Genomic DNA, 17,435 nt, shown 5'->3' with positions numbered 1-17,435 from the left:
TTCTATTTGTTATATAACAATAGTTATTTTTATGGATAAACTCTTGCATCATATATCAGAGGCATTTTCAACGCCTATTACAAACCCTGTTCTGGTTTTTACCATTATCCTCACCATTATTCTAATTTCTCCTATTATTTTACGCCCCATTAAAGTCCCGGGTATTATTGGATTGATTTTGTTTGGTGTGCTGTTAGGACCTCACGGTTTAAACTGGTTGGCAAAAATTGATAAAGATACGTTACAAGGGAATGGTGTAGATGCGATAGACTTATTCTCCACTATTGGGCTCTTGTATATCATGTTTATAGCGGGATTGGAACTGGAAATGAATGAGTTCAAGAAAACTAAAAACAAAAGCTTGTTATTTGGATTTCTGACGTTTATTATACCGATCAGTATCGGGTTTCCTGTTTGCCACTATTTATTAGGTTATGAGCTTTTGCCAAGTATATTGATAGCAAGCATGTTCGCTACACATACGCTGGTGTCCTATCCGATTGTCAACAGTTACGGCATATCTAAACGGGAAGCAGTGGCAATCACCATTGGCGGAACAATATTAACCGATACGGCGGTGCTGATTATTCTTGCTGTTATAGTTGGTGCGGCGCAAGGCGAGATAAACCAAGACTTTTGGGTGACTTTGGGGGTGTCGTTTGTATTATTTCTATTTATCATGTTTGGCATTATCCCGCGGATCGCTAAATGGTTTTTTCAAAAGATTGAAAGTGAGAAAACAGCACATTATATTTTCGTTCTTGCGGTTGTTTTCTTTGCCGCTTTTCTTGCCGAAATAGCTGGATTAGAACCTATCATCGGAGCATTTGTCGCGGGATTAGCATTAAACAAATTAATACCACATTCCTCTGCACTGATGAATCGGATAGAGTTCATTGGGAACGCTATTTTTATCCCCTTCTTTTTAATTTCTGTGGGTATGATTGTGGATGTTAGCGTGTTAATGAAAGGACCTATGGCGCTTATTATTGCAGGAACGTTGACGGTTGTTGCCGTAACCGGTAAATTTTTGGCGGCTACAGCAACCAGTTTTTTGGCAAAGTATTCTAAAAGCGACCGGAATTTGATCTTTGGATTGAGTAATGCACACGCGGCTGCCACATTGGCCATTATCATGGTGGGATATGATAGGGAAATTATAGACGAAAATGTATTGAATGGTACGATCGTTTTAATTCTAATTACTTGTATTATCGCATCGCTAGTCACGGAAAACGCATCGCGTCGTATCGTGATGGCAGGGCATCAGGATGACGAGCACATCGAACATGTGCCCGAGCATGAAGAACGTCTATTACTACCTATAGCAAATTTAGATACCATGGAGCCGATCTTGGATTTCGCAACTTTGATAAAATCAAAAAAGTCCCCACATCCACTGCATATATTAAGTGTGGTAGCAGATAATGAACAGGCGGAACGGAATATGGCAAATGCACGAAGGAATCTGGATAGTATGGCGAAGTATGCATCTGGTTCAGAAACAGATGTAGAGTTACTGGCCACTATAGATTTCAATATAGCCAGCGGTATCGGGCGTACCTCTAAAGATATATTAGCCGATTGCCTTATTTTGGGTTGGCCCAGCGCTACATCCTTTATTGATAAGATTGTGGGTGAGAAAACGGAAAGTATCTTAAATCGCACGAACACCAGTTTGTTTATGTGCAAATTTGATAATCCATTCCTTTCCAACAAATCCATTATCATTTTTGTTCCGCCGTTAGCGGAATCAGAAAAGGGATTCGAATACTGGATGGAGAAGATGTTAAAATTAGCGGGGGAGTTAACCTTGCCACTCACATTTGTTTGTAATAACCGTACCCAGCCGGCGATTTTGGAAGTGCTGAAAATGCTTGAAACAAGTGTTCCCTGCTCTTTTGATAATTATGAAGATTGGGATAATATTTATGGCTTGGCAACCTTTAGCAATGCGGATGCATTGTTAGTCTTTGTCTCCGCGCGTTATGGCGATGTGTCGTATCGGGATTCGCTGGATGGTTTAGCAAAAAGGGTAGGGCGTTACTTCAAAAAACAAAACCTGATTTTGATTTTCCCTAGCCGTCGTGAAAATCAACATATAGATGATTACGAAGATGTGAAGACAGCACCTATCTTTCGAAAAATCAGCCGCGAAATCGGTAATATGTTTACCAAAGAATAAATTAGGAGCCTACCTATTTCTTCGGTTGGTCGACTCTCTAGCGAGAAGTAACGGTTCAATTACCACCGGCTTCTGTTCTGTACGTATAGCAATCGGTTGTTCATTAATCTTCAGAAACATCTTTGCACAGGCGGTACCTATTTTTAGGGCTTGTTGATCAATGGTGGAAAGACTTGGTATAATGTGTTCCGAAAAGTTTTGATTTGCGAAGCCTATTACTCCGATTTGGGGAGGTGTAATGTTTTTGTCATGGAGTGCTTTGATAATCCCAAGAGCCACATAATCGTCACCGCCAATAATAGCATCTGGGCGCTCTCGGAGTTTCAATAGTTCATGTGTCCCTGTGTACCCTCCTTCTACGTTCAGTTCGCCCAATATGGTATATCCGGGATTTGCTGTGAGACCCGCCTCTTGCAGCGCACGTAAGTATCCTTCATACCGCTCTTTAAAAATTTTTATTTTGTGTTTGGTGGTGATGTATGCTATTTTCCGATAACCTTCGTCTAGTAAATGTTTTGTGGCAATATAACCAGCGCGTAGATCATCTATTTTCACCATCGGACATTGTAGATCGTCGTGTGTTCGATCAAAAATAATAAGCGGTTTACCTTCTTCTTTAACTTTTTCAAAATGAGAGGGATCTTTTGTTTCTAGAGACATCGAGGCGATTATACCATCTACTTGCGCCTCTAGAAGAGTCGTGATACCGTTCTTTTCGGATGTTAATGATTCGTTGGTTTGATATAGGAGGATACTGTAACCGAACGATTTTAAAGACAGTTCAAGGGCATGAATAACTGATGCAAAAAACTGAATCTGCGCGCTCGGAATCAATACGCCGATAGTATAGGTCTTGCCAGAGGTAAGAGAAGAGGCAATTTTATTTGGACGATAATTCAAACGAGCTGCTGTTTCTAAAACGGCTTTACGGGTTGATTCGCTTATGGTCGATATATTATTTAATGCTCTAGATACCGTAGATACGGTTATATTAAGCTCTTTAGCGATGTCGTAGACAGTGGTTTTCTTAGCCAAAATGAAATCTTTTAAATTTAATTTTTGTAAATATAAAATTTATTAAATAGTTTTATGCAATCGGTTGCATAATGTAACCCATTAATACACAAGATATGTTATTATTAGGGATAGATTTAGGTACGTCATCTATTAAGGTTTCCATTATAGATACAGCGACTAATACAAAAATAATTTCAACGAGTTTTCCGGAATCCGAGGCGAGGATATTGTCGGATAGGGTCGGCTGGGCTGAACAAGATCCCAAAACTTGGTGGTCTGATACAAAAGAAGCCATAAAAAAAGCACATCGGAGCGGATTGTATAATCCCAAAGATATCGGCGCTATTGGCATTGCCTATCAAATGCATGGACTGGTTGTTGTTGATAAAGCCCACAAGCCATTACGGAACGCCATTATTTGGTGTGATAGTAGAGCGGTAGAACTGGGCAATAATGCTTTTTCCCAATTGGGAGGACATTCCTTTTTAGCAACACATTTAAATTCTCCCGGAAATTTTACAGCGTCTAAGCTGGCGTGGGTTAAGCAATATGAGCCGGAAGTATATGAACAGATACATAAGTTTATGTTGCCCGGAGATTATTTGAGTATGTGCTTTACAGGGGAAATAAATTCAAATATAAGTTCGATATCGGAAGGTGTTCTTTGGGATTTTGCGGCGCACCGCTTATCAAGTTCGCTTCTAAGTTATTACGGCATAGTGGAAACACTTGTACCGGACTTATTGCCTGTTTTTTCGACGTATGGCAAAATTCGTCCATCGGTGGCCGATGAACTCGGTCTTTCATCCGAAGTCGTGGTGAGCTTTAAAGCTGGAGATCAACCTAACAATGCGCTCTCTCTGAATGTGTTTGAACCGGGAGAAGTAGCCGCTACTGCAGGAACATCGGGTGTTATTTATGCGGTAACAGATAAATCGGTTTACGACCAGCAATCTCGAGTTAATACTTTTGCACATGTAAATTATAAGGATGACAATCCCAATCTGGGCGTGCTGTTATGTATTAATGGCACGGGTATCCAAAATAGTTGGTTAAAAAAAATAACAGCAATGGGGTATGATTATCCACAAATCAACGAATTGGCTGCTGCGATTCCTATCGGGTCAGCGGGTGTCCAAGTTTTACCATTTGGTAATGGTGCAGAACGAATGCTGCTGAATAAAACAGTACATGCACATATCGAAAACATGGATTTTGTGCGCCACGATGCAGCTCATCTCTGGCGAGCGGCCCAAGAAGGAATTGCTTTTGCATTCCGGTATGGTCTCGACATTATGCGGGAGAACGGTATTGAGCCGGAGATTATCCGGGCCGGGCATGCCAATTTATTCTTAAGCAATGTATTTCAACAGTCTTTTGCCGGCACTACAGGCATTCCTGTAGAATTATATGATAACGACGGAAGCGTCGGTGCGGCGTTAGGAGCGGGTATGGGCGTAGGTATTTATGTCGACCGAAAGGAGGCATTCTCGGGCTTAAAAAAACAGTGTACAGTTGAACCTAATGAAGTCGAACTATACAATGAACTATATCATAAATGGAAAAAAAGTCTAGAATATAAACTATCAATTTAAAACACAATGGAGATTTTATTAGGAAATCAAGCGTATTTCAAAAACATCGGACAGGTAAAATATGAAGGACAAGATTCAGATAATCCGTTAGCCTTTCGTTGGTATGACGCGTCCCGCGTTATAGCTGGGAAAACAATGGCGGAGCACTTTAAATTTGCATGTGCCTACTGGCATTCTTTCAATGCAAATGGCTCGGATCCATTTGGTGGATCTACTTTATTTTTCCCGTGGGATAAAAAAGAAACAATTCTCGAACGAGCAAAGGATAAAATGGATGCAGCTTTTGAGTTTATAACAAAAATGCAGCTTCCTTATTATTGTTTTCATGATGTGGATTTGATTGATCATACGGATAATATTGAGGAAAATGAGCATCATATGGCACAGATTGTGGAATATGCAAAGGAAAAACAACAACAGAGTGGTGTGAAGCTGTTGTGGGGTACAGCAAATTTGTTTAGCCACCACCGATATATGAACGGTGCCGCTACCAATCCAGATTTTCATGTGCTATCTCATGCGGGTGCACAAGTGAAGGGCGCAATAGATGCAACTATTGCGCTAGGAGGAGAAAACTATGTTTTTTGGGGGGGACGTGAAGGTTATATGTCGCTGTTAAATACCAATATGAAAAGAGAGCAGGAGCATCTTGCACGTTTCCTTCATATGGCAAAAGACTATGCTAGAAAACAAGGTTTTACCGGAACTTTCTTGATTGAGCCGAAACCATGTGAGCCGACAAAGCACCAATATGATTATGATGCTGCTACCGTGATAGGCTTTCTGCGTCAATTTGATTTGTTGGAGGATTTTAAACTGAATTTGGAGGTGAATCATGCCACATTGGCTGGTCACACATTCCCACATGAGTTGCAGGTAGCTGTAGATGCTGGTTTGTTAGGCTCTATCGATGCGAATCGTGGCGATTACCAAAACGGATGGGATACCGATCAGTTTCCTAATAACTTGAATGAACTCACCGAAGCTCTACTTGTTATTTTAGAAGCGGGCGGTTTGCAAGGAGGTGGTGTAAACTTCGACGCTAAAATACGACGGAATTCAACCGATCCTGTAGATTTATTCCACGCGCATATTGGCGGGATGGATAATTTTGCACGAGCACTTATTATAGCAGATAATATTTTACAGCATTCAGATTATAAAAAAATACGATCGGAGCGCTATAATAGCTTTGACAGCGAAAAGGGAGCAGAGTTTGAAAATGGCAACTTGTGTTTGGAGGATTTAAGGAATTATGCTGTGCAGCACGGAGAACCGGCATTAATCAGTGGTAGACAAGAGTATATCGAAAATATCATAAATCGATTTATTTAATTTTTAAATTCTTTTATTACCTTAGCATCCGGGATCAAATAAGCCGTATGAACAATATATTATCAACTCCAGACTATTTAGTTTTTCTCGTTTATTTCGTGATTGTCGCTACGTATGGTATCTGGGTCTATAACAAAAAAAGATCAAGGGTAGTCGGAGGGGACTCCAAGGATTATTTTCTTGCAGAAGGTTCGTTAACGTGGTGGGCTATCGGGGCATCGTTAATCGCCTCTAATATTTCAGCAGAACAGTTCATCGGTATGAGCGGTTCGGGCTTTAAGATGGGACTTGCAATAGCGACATATGAATGGATGGCTGCTATTACATTAATCATTGTGGCTGTGTTCTTTATACCTGTTTATTTAAAGAACAAAATCTTCACCATGCCCCAATTCCTTAATAAACGGTATAATGGGACGGTAGCTATGATTATGGCTGTTTTCTGGCTGGCATTATACGTGGTCGTCAATTTAACATCCATTTTATACTTGGGTGCGTTAGCCGTTAGCAGTATATCCGGGTTTAGTTTGGAATTCTGTATGTATGCCATTGCAGTATTTGCAGTTATCATTACTTTAGGAGGAATGAAAGTGATTGGATATACGGATGTTATCCAAGTCTTTTTCTTGATCCTAGGTGGTTTAGCAACAACCTATCTCGCATTAAGCCTCGTTTCTGAACACTATGGTGGAGAAGGAATTTTGAATGGCTACGCTATCATGACGGATAAAGCTTCGGAGCATTTTGAGATGATCTTTGCGAAGGATAACGAAAATTATTTGGATTTGCCAGGATTGTCGGTCTTGATCGGTGGTATGTGGATTGTGAACCTCAATTACTGGGGTTGTAATCAATATATTACGCAAAGAGCCTTAGGTGCTGATTTAAAAACGGCACGTAATGGTATCCTGTTTGCTGCTTTCTTGAAATTATTGATGCCTATCATCGTAGTACTGCCTGGTATTGCTGCTTACGTCCTCTGGAAGGACGGGCTTTTCCAAGCAGAAATGTTGCAGGGAGGAGAAGTGAATCCAGACCGTGCCTATCCCGTTTTGCTAAACTTATTGCCGTCGGGTCTGAAAGGCTTATCGTTTGCAGCTTTAACAGCAGCAGTAGTAGCTTCACTGGCTGGAAAGGCAAACAGCGTGGCAACCATCTTCTCGCTCGATATCTATCAAAAAGTATTTAATAAGACGGCTTCAGAAAGGCAATTGGTTAATACAGGTAAGATTACCATTATTGTATCGATGATACTTGCGGTACTTATTGCACCGCATTTGGGTATCGATAAAAAAGGAGGATTCCAATATATCCAAGAATATACAGGCTTTGTTTCACCAGGTATTTTTGCGATGTTTATCCTTGGTTTCTTCTGGAAGAAAACAACTTCGAGTGCTGCATTATTTGCGACCATCGGTGGATTCCTGTTGTCTGTTTTCTTTAAATTCCTACCGAATTTTGCAGATTTATCTTTCTTAAACCCGACAGGTTTTGCGGTAATAAATCCGGCAAGTGGTTTATACGAAATACCTTTCATCGATCGGATGGGATTTGTATTTGTGATTTGTATCATTGGTATGTACATCATCAGTAAAATCGAGAATGCTCGTGGTGTAGTACCAAGAGGATTGGAAGTCGATACGAAGATGTTCAAAGCGCATCCAGGTTTCGTTGTAGGCGCACTTTTAGTAGCTTTGGTAACCGCGGCTTTATATATTATGTATTGGTAAAAAGAGGATGGATGCCAATACCCGCGCGATCGGGTAATTGGCATTCACCATCTAATACCTTCATGCCGTCAAACACATCGTTGCTGATTAAAAGGGCACCGTCGAGATCAGCCCAGTCTACAAGAGGAGCTAACTGTGCGGCAGCTGAAATAGCACAAGAGGTTTCTGTCATACAGCCAAGCATTACTTTCATATCTAAGGCTCTTGCAAGCTCCGCCATCTTTTTAGCTTCGCGCATCCCGGTGCATTTCATCAACTTAATATTGATACCTGTATAAACATCTTTTAAACAAATAATATCGCTGTGGCGTTGACATCCTTCGTCCGCAATAGTTGGAATAGGAGAGCGCTCCGTTAGCCAAGCCATATCGTCTATTTGGTCTTTAGGCATCGGTTGTTCGAGAAAGACTACATTTTGTTCGGCAAGCCAATGCGTCATCTCTAGTGCCTGCTCTTTGTTTTTCCAACCTTGGTTGACATCGGCACATAAAGGAACATCCGTTATAGATCGAATCGTATTGATAATCATTTTGTCTGTATCCAACCCAAGTTTGACTTTCAAGATCTTGAACTGGTCTGCTTCTGCCACTTTTTTGCGTATGGTTTCTTCAGTATCGATGCCAATTGTAAAAGAAGTTGGCGGAATAAGGTTCGGATTTAGTCCCCATATTTTATAGAAAGGTTGCCCCATGAGTTTTCCTAACAAATCATGTAGAGCAATATCGATACAAGCTTTTGCTGCGGTATTTTGTTCCTGGATGTTGTCGATATAATGTAGTATTTCCTCCGTATCAAAAGGAGAGTTAAAACCGGATAAATCAATCTTGTTCAAGAAATGGGTGACACTTTCCTGTGATTCACCAAGATAAGGAGGCATACTGGCTTCGCCATAACCAACCACGCCATCATATTCCAGTTCTGTCAAAACAACTGGCGTAGTGGAACGGCTGAACGAGGCAACCGTAAATACATGCTTCATTTCCAGTGTATAAGGTCTAAAGCGTAGCGTAAATTTGCCCATTTTCGTTGTTATTTGATCTTCTTGTGTCGGCATAGATTTAATTCTTACTTATTATTGTAATAAGGGCTTTTTTCAATTTTCTGGATGGCAGCGTCTTTAGAGCCGATGTAACGGCGTGCGGCAACAATAGTACGGGTCTGCACATCATCATAATTTGCAGCATCCTTTATTAAACTGTTGATCTTAACTGTTCCTGCTGCATGAATAAATTCACCATTTCCTATATATATAGCCACATGGGTTACGCGGGCATCAGGTTTATTTTTCTTGTCCGCGGCAAAAAACAATAAATCGGCGGGTTTGAGATTTTTTAAGGCTTTTTCCGGAGCAAAATTTTTAGCATCATCCAAAATGTCAATTGTATCTCCAACCAATACCTGTTGCGACGCGTCTCGTGGGATTATATAGCCATTCATAAAGAAAGACATTTTAGTAAAACCACTACAATCAACCCCTTTTACAGAAGTTCCTCCCCAAAGGTAGGGCAAACCGAGCATAGACTTTGCACTAATAAGAATCTGATCCGGCGTTGCTTGGCGTGTTGTTAGCCAATCGGTAAATAACATGGCTTCCTTCTTAGGGATATAAGCTATGCGATTATCAGGATAAGCTACCTCATAAAAATCGTGATCTTCACCTTGTAAAGATAAAATATTACCGTACACCAAATCAGACACACGTTGACTAGACGTTTGGGGACGGGAAAATGATTTTCCAAACTCTGCTGTATATATAATCTTATTTTTTTTATTCCACGTCATCATTTCAGCCTTGCCCATTGGAACGATGGAAGAGGAGGGAACCCACGCGATATATCCTTCGGGTGTACGTACGCGATAGTTTCCACCTTGTTTTTGAAGAATATCTACCCCTGTGCCTAAAAGAAGCTGGGTTGCCATTTCGGCGGCATGGGAAGGCTTTGTACGTAGATTGGCAACGGATAAGTTAACTATACCATAATCCTGATCGAATATAGCCGAATCTACTTGGGCGTTGGAACCTGTGGTATATAGAATGAATAATACCAGCCATAGCGTTTTACTCAAAAATTGCATCATCTTTATCATTATAAATACGAATATAAACTAAATGGTGCAAAAACAAAGCTGACATAATTTTTGTATAATTGCAGTGGGAATATTAAAGGTTAATAAGTAGAAAAATTTTACTTTTTAACCATATTTTAAGGATTCATGGAAGATAATTTAGCAAAATGAAAGCAACATTTGGAGGAGGATGTTTTTGGTGTACCGAAGCGATATTCCAAAACATAGAAGGTGTCCGTAGTGTTTTACCCGGTTATATGGGCGGGAAAACAGATAACCCGACATACAAAGAAGTGTGTAATGGCGATACCGATCATGTCGAAGTAGTGCAACTGGATTTTGATGAACATAAAGTTGACTTTAACGCATTATTAAAGGTGTTTTTTAAAACCCACGATCCCACAACACTAAACAGACAAGGGAATGATGTTGGAACGCAGTACCGTTCTGTCGTTTTCTATCATGACGAGGCACAAAAAGAAGATGCCAAACGTTTTATTGCAGAATTGGAAAAACAGGCTGTTTTTTCAAAACCTATAGTAACGGCAGTAGAACCTGCAGAAACATTTTGGGAAGCGGAAGACTATCATCACGATTATTTCAACCAAAATCCGGGTAATCCTTATTGTGCGGCAGTTATTGCTCCCAAGCTACAGAAGTTTTTGAAAGAATACAGATAAACCGTATCACTGTATATTATACACTGTAAACCTCGCGTTAGCGAGGTTTTTTTTGTGCCATCAGGACAACTGTCCATCAATCTGTGCTGAAAAATATCTCCTCTGCATTCATTTTAGACACTTTTGAACGATAATCCAACCTCATGAACTTGCTACGTCGCTATGTTTGTAACAGAAATATGATAAAAGCTGACTCATAAACCTACACATCTTACGGCAGTTAATAAGTGCAGATGTTTCTGTTTTTTGTAAGGAGGTGGTGACGACAGAAAACATCTAAAGGATAAAAGAGTGAGTTAACCATTTTAAACATTTTAAAGCTATGCTGAAAAGAATTACTAAAAATTACTACAAAGCATTTTCTATGCTTTTATGTGCGATGCTTTGTCTGGCATCGGGCTTCGCACAAGAGACGGCACGAAAAGGTGTTGTGAAGGACGCGGTAACAGGGAGCGGACTTGCTGGTGTTACAGTTGCCATAAGGGGATCCTCGAACAGCACGCAGACAGACGCTTCCGGTACGTTCTCGATTTCCGCGAACACCGGGCAGGTGTTAGTGTTTTCTTTCGTTGGTTATGAACCATATGAACTCGCTATAGGACAGTTGACATCGTTGGAAGTCAATATGCAGCCGTCAGACAATGTTCTGGAGGAACTGGTGGTGGTGGGATATGGTTCACAAAGGCGGTCTGACATTACTGGTTCGGTGGCTTCTGTGCCTAAAGAAAGGTTGTCTAAATTGCCGGTGAACAACGTAATGCAAGCCATTCAGGGGGCCGTATCAAACGTCAATATTACACAGTCGTCATCCATACCCGGAGATGCACCCTCTACCCAAGTAAGAGGACTTAATTCCATAAATGCCAACAGGGAACCCTATATTGTTGTGGATGGCATTCCTTTATCAAAAACAGACGGTTCCATTAACGATATTAATCCAAACGATATTGAATCGGTTGAAATCTTAAAGGATCCGTCGGCAGTAGCTATTTACGGGGTGAACGGTTCTAATGGGGTTATCTTAATCACAACGAAAAGAGGAACTTCGGGAACTCCCCAGATCCGTTATAGTGGTTATGCAGGAATTGAAGAACCTGCACACATGCTGGATCCTGTATCTCCGGAGGGATTATTGGAAAGATATGCAGAATACGCACGAATCACCAACACGAGCTTATTCAACGGTGGTCCGGTTCGTAACGAATATGAGTGGGATAATTATCAAAATGGCATAACAACAGACTGGTTTGATGCAGTGATGCAGACTGGTAAAGTGCAGAATCACAATGTTAGTTTATCCGGCGGTAGTGAAAATGCCAGATATTATGTGTCCGTAGATTATTTAGGACAAAAGGGGATTATCAAAGGTTTTGACTATAAGCGTTATTCTTTTCGGGCAAACACAGATTTCAATGCTACAAAATACCTTTCTGTTGGAACCTCGGCCTTTGTAACTGCACATAACCGAGATGGGGGACGTGCTAATTTAACCCAGGCAGCAGCCATGAGCCCATATGCTCGTATGTATGGGGAGGATGGTCAATTGACACGGTGGCCAATGTATTCGGAGCAGCTGTGGGAAAACCCATTGCTACATACCACGACCAACCCGGAACGTAGAGAATTTAATATATCCCTCAATGGTTATGCCGAAATGAATTTTGGCAATATATGGGAGCCATTGTCCGGATTGAAATACCGGCTCAATGCCGGGTATTCGTATGTGCCCAAACGCAGCAACGAATATCACGGGCTGTCGGTATACAATGCTAACGGCTGGGGAAGAATACTGAATGCGGAATCGCAGACCTATACCGTTGAAAATATCTTGACATATGAAAAAACATTCGGCTTACACCGTTTTGATTTTACCGGTTTATATGCTGCCAGAAGCAAATATTGGCAACAATCTGAGGCAATCGGAGAAGTATTTCCGAATGACATCTTGGAGTGGGGAAGTTTAGGGACTGCTTCTACTCATAAGGTTACTTCCGAAGCAAATCTTTACCGTACAATATCGCAGATGGCACGACTAAACTATGGCTATGATAGCCGTTATATGTTGACATTAACGGCACGTCGAGATGGAGCTTCTGTGTTTAGCAAAAATAATAAGTATGGTTTATTCCCTTCCGCCGCTGTGGCTTGGAATATCCATAATGAGTCGTTTATGGCAGATACGAAAAATGTAATTGACAACCTGAAGTTCCGTATTTCCTATGGTGTATCGGGGAACGAAGCTATCGGAACTTACCAAACTTTGGCTTTAATGGATTCAAACCCTTTAGCCATGGGCAACTTATCGAATGCTGCCTTGCGCTATCGCACTTTAATGGGAAATGATAATTTGCGTTGGGAAAAAACAGCCGGGTTTAATACGGGGATTGATTTTGGATTATGGGGAAATCGTTTAAGCGGTACAGTTGAATTTTATCGTACGCATACACAAGACATGTTACTAAGACAGCGCTTACCGCGAATAACCGGCTTTGCTGACGTATGGTCCAACTTGGGTAAAGTTGAAAATACCGGTATCGACGTGACGTTGAATTCGAAAAATATGGTTAAAGACGATTTCAGCTGGTCTACCACGTTGGTCTTTTCACATAACAAGAACAAAATTACTGATATCTACGGCGATGGAAAAGACGACTTAGGCAATAGATGGTTTATCGGTCATCCCGTGGGCGTGATATACGATTATACACAAGTGGGTATTTGGCAAGAAGAGGAAATAGCCGCGGGCTTAAATAGAGGATGGGATGAGCAGGCGGAAGCAGGTGCAGTGAAGTTGGCAGACCTATCCGGCGATGGTATAATCAATGATGATGATCGTCGGATATTAGGGCAGACTGCTCCGAAGTGGACAGGTGGTCTTACCAATACATTTACATACAAAGATTTCTCGCTGAATATTTTCATTCAAACCGTACAAGGTGCACTACGTAACAACCCGCAAATAGGTGGTGCGTCAGATGAATTGGGAAGACGAAGCGCTCCGGCAGATCTGGGGTATTGGACACCCGAAAATAAAAGCAATGAATGGCGTTCGTTGAGTAACCGTTCCAATGTATATGGTTATGGATTTCCAAAGAGTGCCAGTTTTACGCGGTTGAAAGATATCACATTAAGCTACAATCTGCCTTCCGATGCAGCAGGTAAGATAGGTGTGTCAGGTGTTACACTCTATGCCAGTGGTCGAAACCTATATACTTGGACAAATTGGTTGGGGTGGGATCCGGAAGCTAGGGATATCCCAAGAGGGCATACACAGGATAACGTCGGTGATAATACGAACTATCCGATGGTTCGTAATTATGTTTTTGGAGTAAACCTTACATTTTAAAATTAAGTCATGAAAATATATAAACATACAAAATTATACTCGGTGCTGGCATTGCTTTCTTTAGGTGTGGCATCGTGCAGCGATAGTTTTTTAGATGAGAGTCCTTATTCGCAATATAAAGCTGGAACCGGTGATCCAACTATTGTAGAAAACCAGTTGCTTGGCTTGCATTATATTTACGCGGAATTATGGGGATGGAGTGCACGTCAAGGTTTTCTGTCCTGTTGGCAGGTTGGCATGGATATCACCAGTGCTGGAGCCACGGAAGGTGTAGAAAACCCATTTTACCAATATGCTGATCTTAATTCTGAAAACGGGGGAGTATCCTACTTATGGGAGCGAAGCTATCAGTTTATAAACAACGCTAATACCATCATCAGCTCCGTTGGAGAAGAAAACCCTGCTGCTGCCGCAGAAGCCCGCTTTTTTCGAGCTTATGCATATAATACACTTGTCACGTTATGGGGCGATGTCCCTTTGTTAACGGAATCGATTAGCGTACCTACCTTCAATTATTCCAGAAAGCCGGTAGCGGAAGTTGACCGTGTGATAGAGGAAGATTTGGAATATGCCATTGCTAACCTACCCAATGTAGGAGAAGCAGCCAATGCCAGCCGCATTAACAAAGATATGGCCAGACAGTTAGCTGCGGAAGCTTACCTACGTATAGGTGAACGCGATGCTTCCTATTTTGAGAAAGCGGAGAAGATGGCTACGGATATAATTGATGGAGGAAAATATCAACTAGTTGAAGCTCGCTATGGCAAATATTTAGCAGAGGGTGGCGATTATTATCGGGATATGTTCCGTCAAGGAAATATGCGCCGTTTAGAGGGAAACACGGAAGCCATTTGGACATTTGAATTGGAATTTAACCGTGAAGTAAATGGCGGTACGATTGATAATCCACAGCACCGCCGTGTTTGGCAGCCGGCCTATCATAAATGGGAGGGTATGGTGAATGCAGACTCGCTGGGTGGGCGTGGAAACGGGCGCCTTCGTTTGAGTAATTTCATGAAATACACGGTATGGAACGGATTAGATGGCGATATTCGAAACAGCAATTACAATATCCGCCGGACTACAAATTATAACCGTCCCGACTATGAGGCAACGATTGGCATCGACGCCGATGGTTATCGTGTGGAAAAAGATAAAGGAGTAAGGAACGTGACCATCAGAACTGGAGACAAGGTGATTCCGTATCGCACAGACACCCTAGAGGTTTGGTATCCGTTTCCTACAAAGTGGGGAGGCTATGATCCCGCGGATGATTTTGGATATGCATTGGTAAAGGATTGGCCCGTTATGCGTCTAGGGGAAACTTACCTTCTACGTGCTGAAGCCCGCTTACGCCAAGGAAATGCAGGCGGTGCAGCTGACGATATCAATGTTTTGCGAGATCGTGCCTTTAAAGCCGCACGCGAAACAGCAGGTAACGCTAACTTGGGTAAGGTGAGTGCTTCGGATATGTCGGTTGACTTCCTCCTTGATGAGCGCGCACGAGAATTGATTTCGGAAGAAAACAGGAGAATGACGTTAGTACGTACAGGCAAACTAAAAGAACGTATTGCACTTAACGGCGATGATGGTCCGGCAAATAAGATTACATCGGGTTTTCAAGATTATAACACCCTGCTCCCGATCCCACTGAGTGAAATTCAGTTAAATAATAAAGAAGGGGAACCATTGACACAAAATCCAGGTTATAGCAAGTAAGAAAATATGTAAATGAAAGCTGGAATATAAAAAACTTCCAGCTTTTATCAATTTATTAGACATAGAGTAGAAAAAAAATTTGCTTTTATAAAAATAAGTGTTAATTTGACATTAATTTTAAGGATAGATTCTTGTGTGCTTTTATCATCACGAAGGATAGCTTAAATAAAGAAGTATTATAAGCCGAAAATGTAATTTAAACTACTAAATATGATAAACGTAAAGTTAAAACTGAGCATTGCTTTGCTGTCTGTCTGTAGCTTTTCCTATGCACAGAACCATATTAAATTAACCGATCAACAAAGTGAAGTCACGATCAATAAACATATTTACGGACATTTTGCAGAACATTTAGGTCGATGTATTTACGACGGTTTCTATGTAGGGGAGACCAATGACTCCATTTCGAATACAGCTGGGGTCCGAAATGACGTAATAGAAGCACTGAAAAAACTACAGATACCGAACTTACGATGGCCGGGAGGTTGCTTCGCAGATACTTATCATTGGAAAGATGGGATAGGGCCAAAAGAAAATCGTCCCTCCATCGTCAATAACTGGTGGGGAGGAGTTACAGAAGACAATTCTTTCGGGACACATGATTTTCTAAATATGTGTGAACTGCTGGGAACAGAGGCTTATCTAGCAGGAAATGTGGGAAGTGGAGAAGTGCAAGAATTAGCGGACTGGGTGCAATATGTAAACTTCTCCGGAAAAAGCCCGATGTCCGATCTCCGACGTGAAAATGGTAGGGAAGAACCGTGGAACGTCAAATTCTGGGGAGTAGGAAACGAAGCGTGGGGATGTGGGGGAAATATGACCGCAGAATATTATAGCGATATATATAGAAAATACGCCACCTTTATGGCGGATTGGGATAACAGCGGCGGTTTATACCGCATAGCCTCTGGAGCGAGTAGCGCCGATTACCATTGGACCGAAACGTTAATGAAGAAAGTACCGAGCCATCTCATGAAAGGCGTGGCCTTGCATCATTACGCGGTGATAAACTGGAATCAGAAAGGTTCATCAACAGATTATACCGACGAACAGTATTTTAAAACGATGCAATCTGCTTGGTTTATGAACGAATTGGTAGAAAAACATACAGCCATCATGGACAAATACGATCCACAAGGCAAAGTGGATCTGGTGGTAGACGAGTGGGGAGGCTGGTACGAAGTAGACCCCGGTACAAATCCAGGTTTTCTGTATCAACAAAATACTATGCGAGATGCGATGATCGCGGGGATGACCTTAAACATCTTTAACAACCATGCTAAAAGGGTTAAAATGGCAAATCTTGCTCAGACAATCAACGTTTTGCAAGCGGTTATCCTGACAAAAGGCAAAGATATGATCCTGACCCCAACTTATCATGTAATGGAAATGTATAAAGTGCATCAGGATGCCATATTGATCCCGATAGAGTTGCAAAGCGACAATTATAAATATGGCGAGGACGCTATTCCGGCTCTATCGGCTTCTGCATCGAAAGACAAACAGGGAAAAGTGCACATATCCGTTGTCAATGTCGACCCAAATGAGAGAAAAAAGGTCTCATTGGATTTAGGTGCTGTACATGTTAAGAAAGTAGCGGGACGGATTCTGACAACTAACGATTTAAGAGAGCATAACACATTCGAGCAGCCAAAAACAGTGCTTCCTAAAGAATATAATGAAGCAAAATTACAAGGAAACCGTTTAGAAGTAGACATTCCTGCTCATTCCGTTGTTGTATTGGAACTTATTTAGCAGGAT

At 41.4% G+C, this 17,435-nt stretch carries 11 protein-coding genes; 8 read left to right on the top strand and 3 right to left on the bottom strand.

Annotated elements, in window-relative coordinates; translation table 11 throughout:
* Positions 1-31 precede the first annotated feature (31 nt).
* Complete coding sequence (locus H8B21_RS14040) at positions 32-2,185, top strand: cation:proton antiporter (protein WP_190314397.1); 2,154 nt, start codon at positions 32-34, stop codon at positions 2,183-2,185.
* A 9-nt stretch (positions 2,186-2,194) separates the two neighbouring features.
* Here H8B21_RS14040 and H8B21_RS14035 read toward each other — a convergent pair whose 3' ends face one another.
* Positions 2,195-3,220, bottom strand: a complete 1,026-nt coding sequence (locus H8B21_RS14035) for a LacI family DNA-binding transcriptional regulator (RefSeq protein WP_190314396.1) — start codon at positions 3,218-3,220, stop codon at positions 2,195-2,197.
* Positions 3,221-3,315: 95 nt separating this feature from the next.
* Between H8B21_RS14035 and H8B21_RS14030 the strand changes: the two genes are divergently transcribed.
* From H8B21_RS14030 to H8B21_RS14020, 3 genes are read left to right on the top strand one after another with little or no spacing between them, the layout of a single operon-like run.
* On the top strand, positions 3,316-4,797 hold the full coding sequence (locus tag H8B21_RS14030) for a xylulokinase (protein WP_190314395.1): 1,482 nt from the start codon (positions 3,316-3,318) through the stop codon (positions 4,795-4,797).
* Between the two features lie 6 nt (positions 4,798-4,803).
* On the top strand, positions 4,804-6,132 hold the full coding sequence (xylA, locus tag H8B21_RS14025) for a xylose isomerase (protein ID WP_190314394.1): 1,329 nt from the start codon (positions 4,804-4,806) through the stop codon (positions 6,130-6,132).
* Positions 6,133-6,179: 47 nt separating this feature from the next.
* Positions 6,180-7,862, top strand: a complete 1,683-nt coding sequence (locus H8B21_RS14020; RefSeq protein ID WP_190314393.1) for a sodium/sugar symporter — start codon at positions 6,180-6,182, stop codon at positions 7,860-7,862.
* Here the strand turns inward: H8B21_RS14020 and H8B21_RS14015 are convergent.
* Positions 7,849-8,916: a dipeptide epimerase gene (locus tag H8B21_RS14015; RefSeq protein ID WP_190314392.1), complete on the bottom strand. Its 1,068-nt coding sequence runs from the start codon at positions 8,914-8,916 to the stop codon at positions 7,849-7,851. The genes H8B21_RS14020 and H8B21_RS14015 overlap by 14 nt on opposite strands.
* A gap of 11 nt (positions 8,917-8,927) precedes the next feature.
* Positions 8,928-9,941: a C40 family peptidase gene (locus tag H8B21_RS14010; RefSeq protein ID WP_223815036.1), complete on the bottom strand. Its 1,014-nt coding sequence runs from the start codon at positions 9,939-9,941 to the stop codon at positions 8,928-8,930.
* Between the two features lie 155 nt (positions 9,942-10,096).
* On the opposite strand from H8B21_RS14010, the gene msrA reads away from it, so the two are divergent.
* From msrA to H8B21_RS13990, 4 genes are all read left to right on the top strand, one after another.
* Positions 10,097-10,609 (top strand): peptide-methionine (S)-S-oxide reductase MsrA, encoded by a 513-nt coding sequence (gene msrA / locus H8B21_RS14005; protein ID WP_190314390.1) that lies wholly within the window; start codon positions 10,097-10,099, stop codon positions 10,607-10,609.
* A 322-nt stretch (positions 10,610-10,931) separates the two neighbouring features.
* Positions 10,932-13,955 carry a SusC/RagA family TonB-linked outer membrane protein gene (locus tag H8B21_RS14000; protein ID WP_190314389.1) on the top strand — a complete coding sequence of 1,008 codons (3,024 nt, stop codon included), beginning with the start codon at positions 10,932-10,934 and terminating at the stop codon, positions 13,953-13,955.
* A 9-nt stretch (positions 13,956-13,964) separates the two neighbouring features.
* The gene (locus H8B21_RS13995; RefSeq protein ID WP_190314388.1) at positions 13,965-15,674 is read left to right on the top strand and encodes a RagB/SusD family nutrient uptake outer membrane protein; all 1,710 of its coding nucleotides are present in this window, start codon (positions 13,965-13,967) and stop codon (positions 15,672-15,674) included.
* Between the two features lie 210 nt (positions 15,675-15,884).
* Positions 15,885-17,429, top strand: coding sequence for an alpha-N-arabinofuranosidase (locus H8B21_RS13990; protein ID WP_190314387.1), 1,545 nt, complete (start codon positions 15,885-15,887; stop codon positions 17,427-17,429).
* The last annotated feature ends 6 nt before the right edge of the window (positions 17,430-17,435 follow it).

The sequence above is a fragment of the Sphingobacterium chuzhouense genome (assembly GCF_014692525.1).
Taxonomy (GTDB): domain Bacteria; phylum Bacteroidota; class Bacteroidia; order Sphingobacteriales; family Sphingobacteriaceae; genus Sphingobacterium; species Sphingobacterium chuzhouense.
The sequence above is the reverse complement of the archived record's forward strand: the minus strand, read 5'-3'. Positions and strand labels throughout refer to the sequence as shown.

What these genes read in the sequence shown, in the direction of transcription:
- H8B21_RS14040 (WP_190314397.1), top strand. Translation starts at nt 32, where the DNA reads ATGGATAAACTCTTGCATCATATATCAGAGGCATTTTCAACGCCTATT.
- H8B21_RS14030 (WP_190314395.1), top strand. Translation starts at nt 3,316, where the DNA reads ATGTTATTATTAGGGATAGATTTAGGTACGTCATCTATTAAGGTTTCC.
- xylA (WP_190314394.1), top strand. Translation starts at nt 4,804, where the DNA reads ATGGAGATTTTATTAGGAAATCAAGCGTATTTCAAAAACATCGGACAG.
- H8B21_RS14020 (WP_190314393.1), top strand. Translation starts at nt 6,180, where the DNA reads ATGAACAATATATTATCAACTCCAGACTATTTAGTTTTTCTCGTTTAT.
- H8B21_RS14015 (WP_190314392.1), bottom strand. Translation starts at nt 8,916, where the DNA reads ATGCCGACACAAGAAGATCAAATAACAACGAAAATGGGCAAATTTACG.
- H8B21_RS14010 (WP_223815036.1), bottom strand. Translation starts at nt 9,941, where the DNA reads ATGATGCAATTTTTGAGTAAAACGCTATGGCTGGTATTATTCATTCTA.
- msrA (WP_190314390.1), top strand. Translation starts at nt 10,097, where the DNA reads ATGAAAGCAACATTTGGAGGAGGATGTTTTTGGTGTACCGAAGCGATA.
- H8B21_RS14000 (WP_190314389.1), top strand. Translation starts at nt 10,932, where the DNA reads ATGCTGAAAAGAATTACTAAAAATTACTACAAAGCATTTTCTATGCTT.
- H8B21_RS13995 (WP_190314388.1), top strand. Translation starts at nt 13,965, where the DNA reads ATGAAAATATATAAACATACAAAATTATACTCGGTGCTGGCATTGCTT.
- H8B21_RS13990 (WP_190314387.1), top strand. Translation starts at nt 15,885, where the DNA reads ATGATAAACGTAAAGTTAAAACTGAGCATTGCTTTGCTGTCTGTCTGT.